This is a genomic window from Streptomyces sp. NPDC002476 (assembly GCF_042889785.1).
Taxonomy (GTDB): Bacteria; Actinomycetota; Actinomycetes; order Streptomycetales; family Streptomycetaceae; genus Streptomyces.
The window spans coordinates 161,442-176,197 of the sequence record NZ_JBIARH010000003.1; the positions used below are offsets into that span (position 1 = coordinate 161,442).

General features: G+C 72.7%; 15 protein-coding genes and 1 pseudogene. 8 read left to right on the top strand and 8 right to left on the bottom strand.

Annotated elements, in window-relative coordinates:
- Positions 1-40: 40 nt before the first annotated feature.
- On the bottom strand, positions 41-769 hold the full coding sequence (locus tag ACFYXM_RS04560; RefSeq protein ID WP_389286805.1) for a class F sortase: 729 nt from the start codon (positions 767-769) through the stop codon (positions 41-43).
- Positions 770-958: 189 nt separating this feature from the next.
- Here ACFYXM_RS04560 and ACFYXM_RS04565 point away from each other — a divergent pair, with 189 nt between their 5' ends.
- Positions 959-1,843: a hypothetical protein gene (locus tag ACFYXM_RS04565; RefSeq protein WP_389286807.1), complete on the top strand. Its 885-nt coding sequence runs from the start codon at positions 959-961 to the stop codon at positions 1,841-1,843.
- A gap of 476 nt (positions 1,844-2,319) precedes the next feature.
- Here the strand turns inward: ACFYXM_RS04565 and ACFYXM_RS04570 are convergent, their stop codons facing one another.
- Together ACFYXM_RS04570 and ACFYXM_RS04575 are read right to left on the bottom strand one after the other, a co-directional pair.
- Entirely contained in the window at positions 2,320-3,189 is an 870-nt protein-coding gene (locus ACFYXM_RS04570; RefSeq protein ID WP_389286809.1) for a tetratricopeptide repeat protein, read from the bottom strand.
- Between the two features lie 16 nt (positions 3,190-3,205).
- On the bottom strand, positions 3,206-4,273 hold the full coding sequence (locus ACFYXM_RS04575) for a GNAT family N-acetyltransferase (protein ID WP_389286810.1): 1,068 nt from the start codon (positions 4,271-4,273) through the stop codon (positions 3,206-3,208).
- 117 nt (positions 4,274-4,390) lie between these two features.
- On the opposite strand from ACFYXM_RS04575, the gene fdxA reads away from it, so the two are divergent.
- Complete coding sequence (fdxA, locus tag ACFYXM_RS04580) at positions 4,391-4,711, top strand: ferredoxin (RefSeq protein WP_018956287.1); 321 nt, start codon at positions 4,391-4,393, stop codon at positions 4,709-4,711.
- Positions 4,712-4,841: 130 nt separating this feature from the next.
- Positions 4,842-5,969, top strand: coding sequence for a succinyldiaminopimelate transaminase (dapC, locus tag ACFYXM_RS04585; protein WP_389286812.1), 1,128 nt, complete (start codon positions 4,842-4,844; stop codon positions 5,967-5,969).
- 144 nt (positions 5,970-6,113) lie between these two features.
- Here dapC and ACFYXM_RS04590 read toward each other — a convergent pair whose 3' ends face one another.
- Positions 6,114-6,512, bottom strand: a complete 399-nt coding sequence (locus tag ACFYXM_RS04590) for an ATP-binding protein (RefSeq protein WP_389286814.1) — start codon at positions 6,510-6,512, stop codon at positions 6,114-6,116.
- Positions 6,513-6,799: 287 nt separating this feature from the next.
- Complete coding sequence (locus ACFYXM_RS04595; protein ID WP_389286816.1) at positions 6,800-7,777, bottom strand: hypothetical protein; 978 nt, start codon at positions 7,775-7,777, stop codon at positions 6,800-6,802.
- A gap of 275 nt (positions 7,778-8,052) precedes the next feature.
- Here ACFYXM_RS04595 and dapE point away from each other — a divergent pair, with 275 nt between their 5' ends.
- The gene (gene dapE, locus ACFYXM_RS04600; RefSeq protein WP_389286818.1) at positions 8,053-9,156 is read left to right on the top strand and encodes a succinyl-diaminopimelate desuccinylase; all 1,104 of its coding nucleotides are present in this window, start codon (positions 8,053-8,055) and stop codon (positions 9,154-9,156) included.
- An 83-nt stretch (positions 9,157-9,239) separates the two neighbouring features.
- Entirely contained in the window at positions 9,240-9,989 is a 750-nt protein-coding gene (locus ACFYXM_RS04605) for a TIGR00730 family Rossman fold protein (protein ID WP_389286820.1), read from the top strand.
- Positions 9,990-10,101: 112 nt separating this feature from the next.
- Here the strand turns inward: ACFYXM_RS04605 and folP are convergent, their stop codons facing one another.
- Positions 10,102-10,974 (bottom strand): dihydropteroate synthase, encoded by an 873-nt coding sequence (gene folP, locus ACFYXM_RS04610; protein ID WP_389286821.1) that lies wholly within the window; start codon positions 10,972-10,974, stop codon positions 10,102-10,104.
- A 243-nt stretch (positions 10,975-11,217) separates the two neighbouring features.
- Here folP and ACFYXM_RS04615 point away from each other — a divergent pair.
- Positions 11,218-11,539, top strand: a pseudogene (locus ACFYXM_RS04615) (DivIVA domain-containing protein); the annotation flags it as partial.
- Between the two features lie 265 nt (positions 11,540-11,804).
- A complete protein-coding gene (locus ACFYXM_RS04620; protein ID WP_389286823.1) occupies positions 11,805-12,407 on the top strand; it encodes a DNA-3-methyladenine glycosylase I in 603 nt (200 codons plus the stop codon).
- A gap of 98 nt (positions 12,408-12,505) precedes the next feature.
- On the opposite strand, the gene ACFYXM_RS04625 is transcribed toward ACFYXM_RS04620, so the two are convergent.
- On the bottom strand, positions 12,506-13,318 hold the full coding sequence (locus tag ACFYXM_RS04625) for an enoyl-CoA hydratase/isomerase family protein (protein ID WP_389286825.1): 813 nt from the start codon (positions 13,316-13,318) through the stop codon (positions 12,506-12,508).
- Between the two features lie 324 nt (positions 13,319-13,642).
- Between ACFYXM_RS04625 and ACFYXM_RS04630 the strand changes: the two genes are divergently transcribed.
- A complete protein-coding gene (locus ACFYXM_RS04630) occupies positions 13,643-13,810 on the top strand; it encodes a DUF3117 domain-containing protein (RefSeq protein ID WP_003966491.1) in 168 nt (55 codons plus the stop codon).
- Between the two features lie 242 nt (positions 13,811-14,052).
- Here ACFYXM_RS04630 and ACFYXM_RS04635 read toward each other — a convergent pair whose 3' ends face one another.
- On the bottom strand, positions 14,053-14,718 hold the full coding sequence (locus ACFYXM_RS04635; RefSeq protein WP_389286827.1) for an O-methyltransferase: 666 nt from the start codon (positions 14,716-14,718) through the stop codon (positions 14,053-14,055).
- Between the last annotated feature and the right edge of the window lie 38 nt (positions 14,719-14,756).

The following is a 14,756-nucleotide window of genomic DNA, read 5'->3' on the forward strand; positions in this document are numbered from 1 at the left end:
GGACGTACAAGGGCCGGGCGGAGCCGCTGAGGCGTGACCGTCAGCCCTTCTTGGACGAGTCGAGGTGGGCGAACACCACCACGTTGTCCTCGTAGTCCTTGGCCTTCTTGTTGTACGCGCCGCCGCAGGTGATCAGGCGGAGCTGGGCGGACGGGGTGTCGCCGTAGACCCGGTCGTCCGGGAATTTCGCCTTCTTGAACGTCTCGACGGAGTCCACCTTGAACGTGGCCACGGACTTGTCGGCGCGGGTGATGTCGACTGTGGACCCTGGCTTGAGGAACTGGAGTTGGAGGAAGACGGCGGGTCCGGTCTTCGTGTCGACATGCCCCGCCACGATCGCGGTACCGCGTTCGCCGGGCGTGACGCCGTCCTTGAACCAGCCGACCAGATTGCTGTCGTTCGGGGGCGGCGGGTTCAGCCGGCGGTCGGCGCCGAGGGCCAGTTCGGTGAACGGCGCGTTGACCGCGAGGGACGGGACGCGCAGCCGCGTCGGGACCGAGCGCAGCATCGCGGGGCCGTCGCCCTGGGGGGCGGGGGGCGGTGGGGCGTGCGAGCCGAGCACCTCCTCGGGCGGGGCCGGCATCGCGGGTGCCATGGCGGCGGCGGGCGGGGGCGGCACTTTGCCATCGGCCACGTCACCGAAGGAGTTGTAGATCATGATCGCGCCGAGCCCGGCCGCCATGGCAGGCCACAGCAGGTGGTGGCGGCGTGATGGGGAGGCGTGGGCCTTGCGGCCGGGCGTGGAACCGGGTGGCTGCGGGGCGGCCATGGGAATGCGCCTTTCGCTTGCGAGGAGCGGAGCGAGGATGGGAAACGGGGCCGAGCGGAGGGGCGGAAACGAAGTCGCCGCGGCCGCCGCCCCCGAGGGACGACGGCCGCGACAACATGAGCGACCGGTTGACGGTCGCGGGCCGGGTCGTGGCCAACCCGGTCAGGCGACCGTGTCACCCGCCGACCGGTGACGGCGCAGCTTGTACGCGCCGACGCCGAGGCCGCCGAGCAGCAGCGCCGAACCGGCGGCCAGGCTGCTGCCGGTCATCGCCGTCCCGCCACCACCGGTCTGGACGCCACCGCTCGGACGGCCCTCGTCGCCACCGTTGTCGTCGCCGCCGCGACCGCCTTCGTCGCCGCCGCGACCGCCTTCGTCGCCGCCTCGGCCACCTTCGTCGCCGCCTCGGCCACCCTCGTCACTGCCGCGACCGCCTTCGTCGCCGCCTCGGCCACCCTCGTCCTCGGTGGTCACCCGGGCCATGAAGCCGCCACCGGTGTCCATGCCACCGCTCGGACGGCCTTCGTCGCCGCCGCGACCGCCTTCGTCGCCGCCTCGGCCACCTTCGTCGCCGCCGCGACCGCCTTCGTCGCCGCCTCGGCCACCTTCGTCGCCGCCTCGACCGCCCTCGTCCTCGGTGGTCACCCGGGCCATGAAGCCGCCACCGGTGTTGACGCCGCCCTGCGGACGGCCCTCGTCGTCGCCGCGGCCGCCTTCGTCGTCGCTGCCGCGACCACCCTCGTCGTTGCCGCGACCGCCCTCGTCGTTGCCGCGGCTGCCTTCGTCGTCACCTCCGCGACCGCCATGGTCGCCGTTGTCGTCGCCCCCGCGACCGCCATGGTCGGAGCCGCGTCCTCCGTGCTCGTCGTCGCGCGAGGACGAGGAGCCGGGCGCCTGTGCCGTGTCCCCCGCCGTGGTCACGGCGTAGGCGGAGGGACCGGTGATGGCGAGGGCCGCAGTGACAGCGGCCGTAGCGAACAGTGTGCGGGCAGAGCGCATCTGAACACATTCCTTCCAGTCGCGACTGCGAAGAGTGACGGGGTGCCGACTCGATGTGGAGCAGTAGCGACGTGATCAACCGTCAGCCAGGATGCGGTCGCGCGCCATCGGGGAGCGTCGCATTCGAGCGACGTCATGGGCTCATCGGGTGGCGAAGCGCCAATAATCACCCGTTGGATCGCATACGGCGCGTCGAGAGGTTTGAGCGGCGGCCTGCCACCCGTTTGCCGAGGTCCGGCGCGTTCCGGCCGGTTGGTCGCGGCCGTGCCGGATGACCCGGTGTCGGGGGCCGACTCCCGGTCGGCAGCGGCTGTTGGAGGCCGCCCATCGGCTTGGCGGGCGGTCGGCGGGGCGCGGGGTGCGGTGGTGTCCCGGCGGTTTGCTCGACGGGCCGGCGAAGCGGATCGCCACCGCGATCACCCCGTCGCCGTCGATGACCGCCGCGGTGGACGGCTCGTACGACCGCATGCCGGCATCAGCGAGTCCACACTCCACCTCACCGAACGTGCCGTCCGCCGGCACCACCACGGTCTCCTGCGGCCGCACAGCACTCAGTTCAGCAACGCCCGTGCCGCCCGCGCCCGTTGGCGGATCGCCTCGGCCGCCTCGGGCTCGATCCCGGCGACCACGTCCGCGTACTCCTCCATCTCCGCCGCCCCGCGCAGGAACTGCCCGCTCTGCACGAGCAGCTGCGCGCGTTCGTAACGCAGCCGGGCCGGATGCGAGGGCAGCAGCAGGGAGAGGTCCACCGCCCGCAGCGCCACGTCCGTGTGCTCCGGGCGGGCCGCCGCCCACGCCCTGATGTTGTTCAGGATCCGCAGCACGATCTCCAGCGGCCGGGCCGGGGCCAGCATCGACTCCTCCAGCGGCGCCCCCGTCGTCCCGGCCACCAGAAGCTCCGCGTCCTGTCCGGTCAGCGGACGGCCGCCCTCGAAGGGGTCGGCCAGGACGCGCTGGGACGGATCGCCGAACCCGACCACGAAATGACCCGGCAGCGCCACTCCGTACACCGGGCCGCCCGCCCGTCGGGCCACCTCGATCCACACCACCGCCAGCAGGATCGGCAGCCCGCGCCGCCGTCGCAGCACCTCGTGGAGCAGCGACGACTCCAGCCGCCGGTAGTCCGCCGACGAGCCCGCGAAACCGCATCGCTCGCCGAGCAGTTCCGCCAGCGCCGAGGCCCATGCCCGGGCGTCCCGCAGCCCGTACGGAAGCCGCCCCGCCAGCTCGTCCAGCTCGATCTGCGCCATGTCGATCCCGGTCGCGTCCAGGGCGGGGTCGGCCACGGCGGCCAGCAGCAGGCAGAGCTCGGCCAGGTCCGGCCGTTCGGCGCGCGCCTCGGCGGCGAACCGCCGCAGCAGCTCGTCCCGGCGGTCCGGGTCGTCGGGCCGCCCGTGCGGACCGGGCCGGTGAGCGTTCATCGGACTCCTCGCCCCGTCATGCCGACCGGAAGTGGTGATACCGGTGGTGCACCGCGAACCCCATGCCGTCGTACAGCGCCCGAGCGGCCTCGTTGTCCGACTCCACCTGGAGCCACGCCGCCGAGGCGCCCTCGTCCAGCGCCCGGCGGGCCAGCGCGGTCATCACGGCGGTGGCGAGCCCCCGGCGCCGGTGCGCGGGGTCCACCTCCACGGCCATGAACCCGGCCCACCGCCCATCCACCACGCACCGCCCGATCGCCGCAGGAGCTCCGGCTGCCCCGGCCGCCCTACCGGCCCCGGCTTCGGCACCTGCGCCCGCGTCATCGCCGGCGTCGTCGGCCGGTACGGACGCGAACCACACCGAGGGGCCGCCGCGCAGCACCTCCAGGACATGCGGTCCCGGGCGTCCCGGGGTCTCGAAGCGCTGGTAGCGGGAGAGCCATGCCACGTCGAGATCCCGGCTCAGCCGCACCCCCGTCACGTCCGCGTCCAGATCGGCGACCGGCGCCAGCGCGCCGACCCGTACCTCCGTCGTGACCTCGCGCCGCCAGCCGCGCTCCTCCAGGGCCGCGCCGAGCTGTTCCTGGGTGCCCTCGGCGCCGGTCGCGACCTGGACGTACGCGGGCAGCCCGCGCTCGCCGTACCACCGCTCGACGTACCGGAGCGCCTCGTTGAGCGGAACGCCGGGATCGCCGAGGGGCAGCACGGAGTTGGCGCGCCGGGTGAACCCTTGCGCGGCCCGCAGCCGCCAGTCGCCCAGGGCCTCGCTCTCCACCGGGGGCCAGGCCCGGGCGCAGACCAGCGCCAGTTCCTCGAAGGAGGCCGCAGGGACACCGCGCCGCCGCGCCGGGGCGGCGGGGACGACCTTGCCCGCGACGAGATCCGATTCCGCGATGCGGACGGACTCACCGTTCTTCGTTGTGATCGACAGCACACCATGTTCCCATGATGTGAGAACACCTACCGTGTCCGTGAACTTCGGGTGCTGCGCCCCCTGCGTCGAAGTGCGCCGGACTGATACCCGTTTGCCCACGTCAATCGGTGCAATTCGGACTTCGAGTCGTCCGCCGACGGTGAATTCCACAGCTCTGTCCGCCCCTCCTGTTCGGTTCGTGCCCGGGAACGGAGATACTAGGGGTGGGCATCGACGACGCCGCGCTCCCGCGCGAGAGCCAACGCCCTACCGAGGAGGAACGACAGCGTGACCTACGTCATCGCGCAGCCTTGTGTCGACGTGAAGGACAAGGCCTGCATCGAAGAGTGCCCCGTCGACTGCATCTACGAGGGCCAGCGGTCCTTGTACATCCACCCGGACGAATGTGTCGACTGCGGAGCCTGTGAGCCGGTGTGCCCGGTCGAGGCGATCTTCTACGAGGACGACACCCCGGAGGAGTGGAAGGACTACTACAAGGCGAACGTCGAGTTCTTCGACGACCTCGGGTCGCCGGGTGGTGCCTCCAAGCTGGGCCTGATCGAGCGCGACCACGCGTTCATCGCCGCGCTGCCGCCGCAGAACCAGTAATCGGCGGGCCGCACGTGCGTCGCCCGGTCCCGTACGGCTCGTCCCGTACGGGACCGAGGCGTTTTCGCGCTCCGGCGGTCGCAGCGGTTCCCGTGGGCTTCAGCGGCCCCCGTACGAGAAAGCAGAGATCGTGTCCGCAGGCTCCTCCCGCATCCCCCGTTCCTCCCTCTCCTCCCGTCTCCCGGTCTTCCCCTGGGACAAGCTCACGCCCTGCAAGTCGACGGCCTCCGCGCACCCGGACGGCATCGTGGACCTGTCGGTCGGCACGCCCGTCGACCCGGTGCCCGAGCTGATCCGGCGAGCGCTCGTCGACGCCGCGGACAGCCCCGGCTATCCCACGGTGTGGGGGACCCCCGAACTGCGTGACGCGATCACCGGCTGGGTGGGGCGGCGGCTCGGCGCGGTCGGGGTGACGCACGAGAACGTGCTGCCGGTCGTCGGTTCCAAGGAACTGGTGGCCTGGCTGCCCACCCAGCTCGGTCTCGGCGCGGGCGACAAGGTCGCCCACCCGCGCCTGGCCTACCCGACGTACGAGGTGGGCGCCCGGCTCTGCGGCGCCGAGCCCGTCGCCTACGACGACCCCACGGAGCTGGACCCGGCCGGGCTGAGGCTGCTCTGGCTCAACTCGCCGTCCAACCCGACCGGCCGTGTCCTGTCCAAGGACGAGCTGACCCGGATCGTCGCGTGGGCGCGCGAGCACGACATCCTGGTCTTCAGCGACGAGTGCTACCTGGAACTGGGCTGGGAGGCCGAGCCCGTCTCCGTGCTGCACCCGGACGTGTGCGGCGGTACGTACGAGGGCGTCGTCGCCGTCCACTCGCTCTCCAAGCGCTCCAACCTGGCCGGGTACCGCGCGGCGTTCGTCGCGGGCGACGCGTCCGTGCTCGGTGAGCTGCTGCTGATCCGCAAGCACGGCGGAATGATGACCCCGGCCCCCGTTCAGGCGGCGGAGGCCGTGGCTCTCGGTGACGACGAGCACGTCGCCGAGCAGCGCACCCGGTACGCGGAACGGCGCGCCGCCCTGCGCACCGCGCTGGAGGCCCACGGCTTCAGGATCGAGCACAGCGAGGCGAGCCTCTACCTCTGGGCGACGCGGGACGAACCCTGCTGGGACACCGTGGCGTACCTGGCGGAGCTCGGCATCCTGGTGGCGCCGGGGGACTTCTACGGGCCGGCCGGTGACCGCTTCGTGCGGGTGGCGTTCACGGCGACGGACGAGCGGGTGGCCGCCGCGGTCAAGCGGCTGACCCACGGCTGACCCGTGGCCGGGCCCGGCCGGCAGCCCGGCAGGGCTCAGGGCTCAGGGAGCGCGCGAGGGGCCGCGGGAGTGCACGTACGCCGTGACTCCCGCGGCCCCTCGCGTGTGAGGTGACGACGGACCGGATCGGTCGACGCGACCGGGTCAGCCGATCGGCAGGCCCGTGGCGGGCAGGCCGCCCTTGGTCGCGGCGCCCGCGGTGCCGCCGAGGACCTGGCCCGCGGCGCCCGCCGCGCCACCGGCGGTCTTCTGCACGGTCGGGACGGTCTCGGAGCCCGCCTTGTCGACGGTCTTGCCCGCGGCCGGGAGGGTCGTGCCGACGATCTTGCCGCCGGTCTCGTTCGCCGCCTTGGTGCCCTGCTTGGACGCGCCGTCGACCGTCTTGCCGAGGCCGGAGCCGTCGACGGAGGTCAGGCCGCCGAGGTCCGGCGTCTGCGGGAGCGGCGCGGCACCCGCGGCTCCGGCCGCGCCGATCACGGGGGCGGCGCCTGCGGCGAGCAGCAGAGCGGCACGGGTGATCCGGCGGGTCAGGGGGAGGGACATGATGCTCCTTCGACGGAATGAGGAATCTGTCTGTCCGTTGATCGGACGCAATGACAACCGTCATGGGGGCGGGAGAGGTTGCGGTGCGCCGAGGTAAAGAGTCGGTAACGCACCATGGTCCCCATGCCGGGGCGACCCGGGTGGATCCCCTGATCCTCGTGAGGCTGACGCTTCATCACTTCCCTTGGGATGCAAGGGAATCCGGGGTTCCGCAGGCGGCCGGGAGGGGGTGGGCGCGGGGTGCCGCCACGAGCCGGCCGGACGACACCTCCGGGGGACCGCTCGTACTAGCGCGCGAGCTTTATTTGGACCCTTTCCGTGTTCGATTCCCTGCCGCCGTCCTTGTCGCCGTCGGAGCCCCTGTGCTCCGTCCGCCAGCCCGCCCCGGCCTTCCATACCCGGTCCGCGTACGTGACCTCGTCCACGCCGAGTGACGCGGACTGTGCGACCGCCCAGTGCGCCAGCTCCCAGCCGCGCCGAGTCGCGTCGTCCTCCCCGGCGTCGGGGGCCGTTCGCACCGGCACCGCGATCGTGCTCGTCGACGGCGCACCGCCCGTGCCCGGCGTGTCCTCCGCCGACGGCTGCGCCGAGGGCAGCACGTCCTTGCCGAAGGCGCGTTCCAGCTCCGTCCGTACCTTCGTCGCGTCGGAGGCCGTGGCCGTCGTCCGCGGCGGATTGCAGTTCAGCGTGGCCGGCGCACGGCCGGTCAGGGCCGCCGACAGCAGCGCGGCGTCCGGCTCGTGCTTCGCGTACGCCTGCGGGAAGCCGCTGCGCTGGACGCGCTGCGCAGCGACCGTCAGCGGCAGCCGCGAATAGCCGGGGACCTCGGCCAGGTGCCGGTAGAACTCGCCCGCGGAGTAGACCGGGTCCATGATCTGCTGCTCGGTGCCCCAGCCCTGCGAGGGCCGTTGCTGGAACAGCCCCAGCGAATCCCGGTCGCCGTGCTCGATGTTGCGCAGGGCGGACTCCTGCAACGCGGTCGCCAGCGCGATCGTCACCGCGCGTTCGGGCATGCCCCGCGAGGTGCCGACGGCGGAGATCGTCGCTGCGTTCGAAGCCTGCTCCGTGCTCAGCCGGTACGTGCGGCTCTCGCCGGTCGAGCCGTCGGTGGACTCCACGGTGCACCCTTGGGCGACCGTTCTGCCGGTGATGTACTGGATGAGCACGTAGCCGCCCAGGGCGGCGAGCACGACGAGAGCGGCCACGATACGGAAGAGACGGCCGAGGCCGGTGCGGCGGCGGGCTGGGGTGAGGGTCCGGGACACGGGGCCACCGTACTGGAGTGCCTGTCCGGGACGAGGGCCCCAGGGCCCGTTCGCCGAGCGGGCCGGAGAGACACCGGGCCGACGCACCGGACAAGCGGGACGGCCCGAACAAGCAGGACAGGCAGGACAGGCAGGACAGGCAGGACAGGCGGAGCAGGCCGGACGGGCCGGACGGGGCAGGAGGGGCCGAGGGGGCCGAGGGGGCCGAACGAGCAGGACGGCCAGGACGGGCACAGGGCCGGGGCGGCCGGGGCGTGGTCGCTATGGTCGGTGTCATGACCGAAAGCACCCTTGACCTCACTCTGGACGGCCCCGCGCTGACCGCGCGGCTCGTCGACTTCCCGTCGGTCAGCGGACAGGAGAAGGAACTCGCCGACGCCATCGAGGCGGCACTGCGCACGCTGCCGCACCTGACCGTCGACCGGCACGGCAACAACGTCGTGGCCCGGACGCACCTGGGCCGAGCCGAGCGGGTCGTGCTCGCCGGACACATCGACACCGTGCCGATCGCCGACAACGTGCCGTCCCGGCTCGACGACGACGGCGTGCTCTGGGGGTGCGGCACCTCCGACATGAAGTCGGGCGTCGCCGTCCAGTTGAGGATCGCCGCGACCGTGCCCGAGCCCAACCGCGACCTCACGTTCGTCTTCTACGACAACGAGGAGGTCGCCGCGCACCTCAACGGTCTCGGACACGTCGCCGAGGCCCACCCCGACTGGCTGGCGGGCGACTTCGCGGTCCTCCTGGAGGGTTCCGACGCCGAGGTCGAGGGCGGCTGCCAGGGCACCCTGCGGGTCTTCCTGCGTACCGAGGGGGAGCGGTCGCACTCCGCGCGCAGCTGGATGGGGTCCAACGCCATCCACGCCGCCGCCCCGATCCTGGCCCGCCTCGCCGCGTACGAGCCGCGCCGCCCGGTCATCGACGGCCTCGAATACCACGAGGGCCTGAACGCGGTACGGATCGAGGGCGGTGTCGCCAACAACGTCATCCCCGACGCCTGCACCGTCGTCGTCAACTACCGGTACGCCCCCGACCGCACCGCCGAGGAGGCGCTGGCCCACGTCCGCGAGGTCTTCGCGGACTGCGGCGTCGCCGAGTTCGTCGTCGACGACCACTCGGGCGCGGCCATGCCCGGCCTCTCCCATCCGGCGGCGAAGGCGTTCATGGCGGCGGTCGGCGGCACCGCCCGGCCCAAGTTCGGCTGGACCGACGTCTCCCGCTTCGGCTCCCTCGGTGTGCCCGCTGTGAACTACGGACCCGGCGACCCGCTCCTTGCCCACAAGCGCGACGAGCACGTGCGGACCGACCGGATCACCCACTGCGAGGAGCGGCTTCGCTCCTGGCTGACCGGCCGACCTCAGGGATTCGCCCGCGCGTAACCTCCGTGGATCTAGGCTGACCTGACAGAGACGGTCATCACGGACGACGGGTGGCTGTCGACCGTCGTCGGAGGGAGCAGGTCATGGGCAACCCCGAAGGAGCACACGTCCCCGAGGAGCAGCGGCTCGGGCCGGTACTGCGCCGCAGGGAGCAGGTGCAGCCCGGCACCACGGACCAGCGGCTGCTGGACACCGAGGGCGACTCCGAGTGGGTGCACACCGACCCCTGGCGGGTGATGCGCATCCAGTCGGAGTTCGTCGAGGGCTTCGGCGCCCTCGCCGAGCTCCCGAGCGCCATCAGCGTCTTCGGTTCGGCCCGGACCCGGCCCGGCGGACCGGACTACGAGGCGGGCGTGCGGATCGGCCGGGCCCTGGTCGAGGCCGGCTTCGCGGTGATCACCGGAGGCGGCCCCGGTGCCATGGAGGCGGCGAACAAGGGGGCGCGGGAGGCCAGGGGCATCTCCGTCGGGCTCGGCATCGAGCTGCCCTTCGAGTCCGGTCTCAACCCGCACGTCGACATCGGTGTCAACTTCCGCTACTTCTTCGTCCGCAAGACGATGTTCGTGAAGTACGCGCAGGGCTTCGTCGTCCTGCCGGGCGGCCTCGGCACCCTCGACGAACTCTTCGAGGCGCTCACCCTGGTCCAGACCGGGAAGGTCACCCGCTTCCCGATCGTGCTGTTCGGCACCGCGTACTGGAGCGGGCTCGTGGACTGGCTGCGGGACACGGTGGTGGCGCAGGGCAAGGCGTCCGACCGGGATCTGCTGCTGTTCCACGTCACGGACGACGTGGACGAGGCCGTCGACCTGGTGACCAAGGAGGTCGGCCGGTAGGACGTGCCGGTACGGCGCGACCGCGCCGGTGGGGCGTCCCGGGCCCGGCGGCCGCCGGGCGGGGCGCACCCGCCGGCCGCGCACCCGGGAGCCGGTCCGTCGGGCCGGTCCGTCAGGCCAGTCCCCGCCGGGCCACGGCGGGCTCCCGGTGTCCCGCGATCGACGCGACCATGTCCAGCACCTGCCGGGTCTCCGCCACCTCGTGCACCCGGTACACCCGGGCGCCCAGCCACGCCGACACGGCCGTCGTCGCCAGCGTCCCGATCAACCGCTCCTTGACCGGCCGGTCGAGCGTCTCGCCCACGAAGTCCTTGTTCGACAGTGAGACCAGGACCGGCCAGCCGGTCTCCGCCATCTCGCCGAGCCTGCGCGTCGCCTCCAGGGAGTGCCGGGTGTTCTTCCCGAAGTCGTGACCCGGGTCGATCATGATCCCGTCCGGCCGCACCCCGAGTTCCACCGCCCGCTCGGCCAGCCCCACCGTCACCCGCAGGATGTCCGCCATCACGTCGTCGTACGCGACCCGGTGCGGCCTGGTCCGGGGCTCGGCGCCGCCCGCGTGCGTGCACACCAGACCGGCGCCGTGCCGCGCGGCGACCTCCGCGAGCTTCGGGTCGACGCCGCCCCACGCGTCGTTCAGCACGTCCGCGCCGGCCTCGCAGACGGCCTCGCCGACATCGTGGCGCCAGGTGTCGACGCTGATCACCACGTCCGGGTGGCGGCGGCGCACCTCCGCGACGAACCCGACCGTGCGGCGGGCCTCCTCCTCGGCCGTCACCTCCGCGCCGGGACCCGCCTTCACCCCGCCGATGTCGACGATCGCCGCCCCGTCCGCGATGGCCTGCTCGACCCGGGCCAGCGCGGGCTCGTCCCGGAACGTGGCGCCCTGGTCGTAGAAGGAGTCCGGAGTACGGTTCACGATCGCCATGATCACCGGCTCGTGCGCGTCGAACTCGCGCCGTCCCAGCCTGAGCGCACCGCTTCGCATCCCGCGTTTCTCCTCTGGTAGATCGCCCGTGGTCGCCTGCGACCCTAGTGCCCCTCACCCGGTACGGGCTCGCCGGGCGAGGACGCGCCGGGCCGCCGGACGAGGCAGCGGGGCGCCGCGGGAAGGGGACCGGCAGGGCCGTGCACGGGGAAGCACGGGCCCGCTGCACGGGGAAGCACGCGGCACCGGTTGTCGGTGGGGCGTGGCACGATCGGACGCGGACAGGTTTCCGCTCCCGGGGAGATGCGCGTGTTCTGGTTCTTGCTGCTGACGATGGTGGTGGTCGTGGCCACGGTGACCCTCGCGGTGGTCGGTGGCGGAAAGGACGCCGTCCTCCAGGACGTCGCCCCCGAGCGGCTGACGGACCCGCTGCCCGCGACGCGCCCGGTCGGCCGCGCCGACATCGAGGCGCTGCGGCTGCCGGTGGCCGTGCGGGGCTACCGCATGACGGACGTCGACGAGGCGCTCGACCGGCTCGGCGCCGAGCTCGCCGAACGGGACGCGCGGATCGCGGAGCTGGAGTCGGCGCTGGCCGGCGCGCGGGCGGCCGCGGCCTCCGGCCCCGGTCCCCTCGAACGACCGGAGGCCGGTGCGCATCCGGTGCCGGAGCGGCCGGAGGACGCGACGAGGCAGCCGCCGGAGCGGCCCGAGGACCGTTCCGAGGCGCCGTGGGAGACCTCGCGGCAGGACGCCGGGCCCGAGGGGGACCCGGAGCAGGACCCCTGGCACGACCCCCGCAAGCACGGCCCGCAGCAGCACGATTCCCAGCGGAGCGACCCACGGCGCCACGAGTCCCGGGGGGCGGAACGACCCGGAGAGGAGCCCCGACGATGAGCGGCGGCACGATGACGGCACCGGACGGCGGCGCGCGCTGCCCGTGGGGGCTCTCCACCGAGGACTACCTCGCGTACCACGACACCGAATGGGGCCGCCCCGTCCACGGCGACGACGCCCTCTTCGAACGGCTCTGTCTGGAGGCGTTCCAGTCGGGCCTGTCCTGGCTGACGATCCTGCGCCGCCGGGAGGGCTTCCGCTCCGCCTTCGCCGGGTTCAAGATCTCCGCCGTGGCGGAGTTCAGCGACGCGGACAAGGACCGCCTCCTCGCCGACGCCGGGATCATCCGCAACCGGGCGAAGATCGAGGCGACCCTCGCCAACGCCAGGGTGCTGGCCGGCTGGACCGACGGCGAACTGGACGAGCTGATCTGGTCCCACGCCCCCGACCCGGCCGGCCGCCCGGCCCCGCGCACCGTCCAGGACGTCCCCGCGGTCACCCCGGAGTCCACGGCGCTCGCCAAGGACCTCAAGAAGCGCGGCCTCCGATTCGTCGGACCGACGACGGCCTACGCCCTGATGCAGGCGTGCGGCCTGGTCGACGACCACCTGGCCGACTGCGTGGCGCGCGGCGCCGGGGCATCCGGCTCCGCGTCCTGACCGGGGCCTGGGCCGGGGCGGAGCCGGATGCCCCGGCGCCGTGCCGCGCCCCCGGCCGTGCGCTCGTATGCCCGCACGGCCGGGGACGGGTCGGCCGGTCAGCGGCCGAGGTACTTCGGCTTCTCCTTGTCCAGGAATGCCCGCACCGCGATCGAGTGGTCCTCGGACTTGCCCGCCCTCGTCTGGAGCTCGTCCTCCTTCTCCAGTGCCTCGCTCAGGCCGTGGGAGGCACCGAAGGCCAGCGACTCCTTGAGCGAGGCGTACGCCACCGTCGGACCGGAGGCCAGGGCGCGGGCCACGGCGACCGCCTCGGCCGCCAGGTCGGCGGCGGGCACCAGCTTGTTCACGATGCCCAGCTCATGGGCTTCCCGTGCGGAGATCGAACGCGGGAAGAGCAGTAGATCGGCGGCGCGGCTCTGCCCGATCAGCCGGGGCAGCGTCCAGGAGACGCCCGAGTCGGCGGTGAGCGCGACCCCGGCGAAGGACGTGTTGAAGGAAGCGGTGTCCGCGACCACCCGGTAGTCGCAGGCGAGCGCGAATCCGAAACCCGCACCGGCGGCGACACCGTTCACCCCGGCCACGACGGGCTTGGGCATGTCGGTGATGGCCCGGACGATCGGGTTGTAATGCTCCCGCACGGTGCTCAGCGCATTGCCGCCGCCGGACCCACGGGCCTCTTCGAGCTTCCCGACGTGCTCCTTGAGATCCTGGCCGACGCAGAAGGCGCGCCCTGTCGCGGTGAGCAGCACGGCTCGTACGGCGGTGTCGGTGGCCGCCGAGCGCAGGGCGTCGCGCAGCGCGACCTTGACCGCGGTGTCCAGGGCGTTCATCGCGTCGGGGCGGTTGATCGTGATCGTCGCGAGTCCGTCGCTCACCTCGTAGAGCACGCTGTTCGCCGTCTCGTCGGCCATTTCGATGTCTCCTTCTGCGCCTCGGACGATGTGCTGTCCGGGAAAGCATGGCCGACCCGGACACCGGCGAACATGTGACCTGCGTCTAACAATCGTGCCCACCCGCGCTCCGGCGAGGGGGCGAAGTGACGGAGTATCGCAGCCTGATCGTCGAATTGGGTGGTTTTGGGAGCGCGCGTTGCGCAAGCGATGCCTACCGATGTTGGTCATTGGGGTCTGTGATGCGGGATAATGGCCAGGAAGCAATGTGTTCGATGCCGGTGACACAGCGCCTGTCATGGGGCCGCCGGTTGCGATGAGCTGGTTTCAGGAAGGGGAACGAGCATGGCGGCCATGAAGCCGCGGACGGGCGACGGCCCGCTCGAGGTGACCAAGGAGGGGCGGGGCATCGTCATGCGCGTTCCGCTCGAAGGCGGCGGACGGCTTGTCGTGGAGCTGACACCGGACGAGGCCGATGCGCTCGGTGACGCCCTCAAGAAGGTCGTCGGCTGAAGCAGAGGCGCCCACACTTCGTCACTGCCCCGGCACGGGTGACCGTGCCGGGGCAGTGACGCTTCGTGACCGGTTTCCCGTCCTCCGTCACACGGCCGCCAACGGCCGGCGGCCCGCCGTCACCATGCGACCGCGCCGCCGCCATCCGGCCGTGGCGATACGCACCGTCCGCGGTCGCACGCTCCGGCGTCCTCGGCCGTACGCTCCGGCCGTGACCCGTCGCGCACCGCGCGGACGCCGCGTCAGCCCCGCCGCACCGCGCACAGCAGTCCGTCGCCCACCGGCAGCAACGTCCCCATCAGCCCCTGGCTCTCGCGCACCGCCCGCAGCAGTTCCCGCAGCCGCAGTACCTCCGTGGGCTGCGCCGCGGCGTCGACCGTGCGGCCGTCCGCGAAGACGCCCTCGAAGCAGACCAGGCCGCCGGGGCGCAGCAGGCGCAACGATTCGGCGAGGTAGTCCAGGCTCTCCAGCCGGTCCCCGTCGCAGAACACCAGGTCGTAGCCGCCGTCCGCGAGTCGCGGCAGCACGTCCAGGGCGCGCCCGGGGATGAAGCGGGCCCGATTGGCGGCGAAGCCCGCCGCGCGGAACGCCTCACGGGCGAACTGCTGGCGCTCGGGCTCCGGATCGACGGTGGTGAGTACCCCGTCGGGCCGCATCCCGTACAACAGATAGAGTCCGGATACACCGGTCCCGGTGCCGATTTCGGCCACGGCTTTGGCGTCCGTCGTGGCAGCGAGCAAGCGCAGCGCGGCGCCGGTGCCTGGTGACACCGGGCGGAGCCCCGTCTCCCGGGCCCGGTCCCTGGCCCAGAGCATCGCTTCGTCCTCGGCGACAAAGGCGTCGGCGAACGCCCAGCTCGTCTGCCGGTTGGCGGTAATGACCCTCTCCTGTCCCCGTAGTTGGCGCAACGGTGACTGTATCCGCTGTGCCCGGGAACCCGCAGATG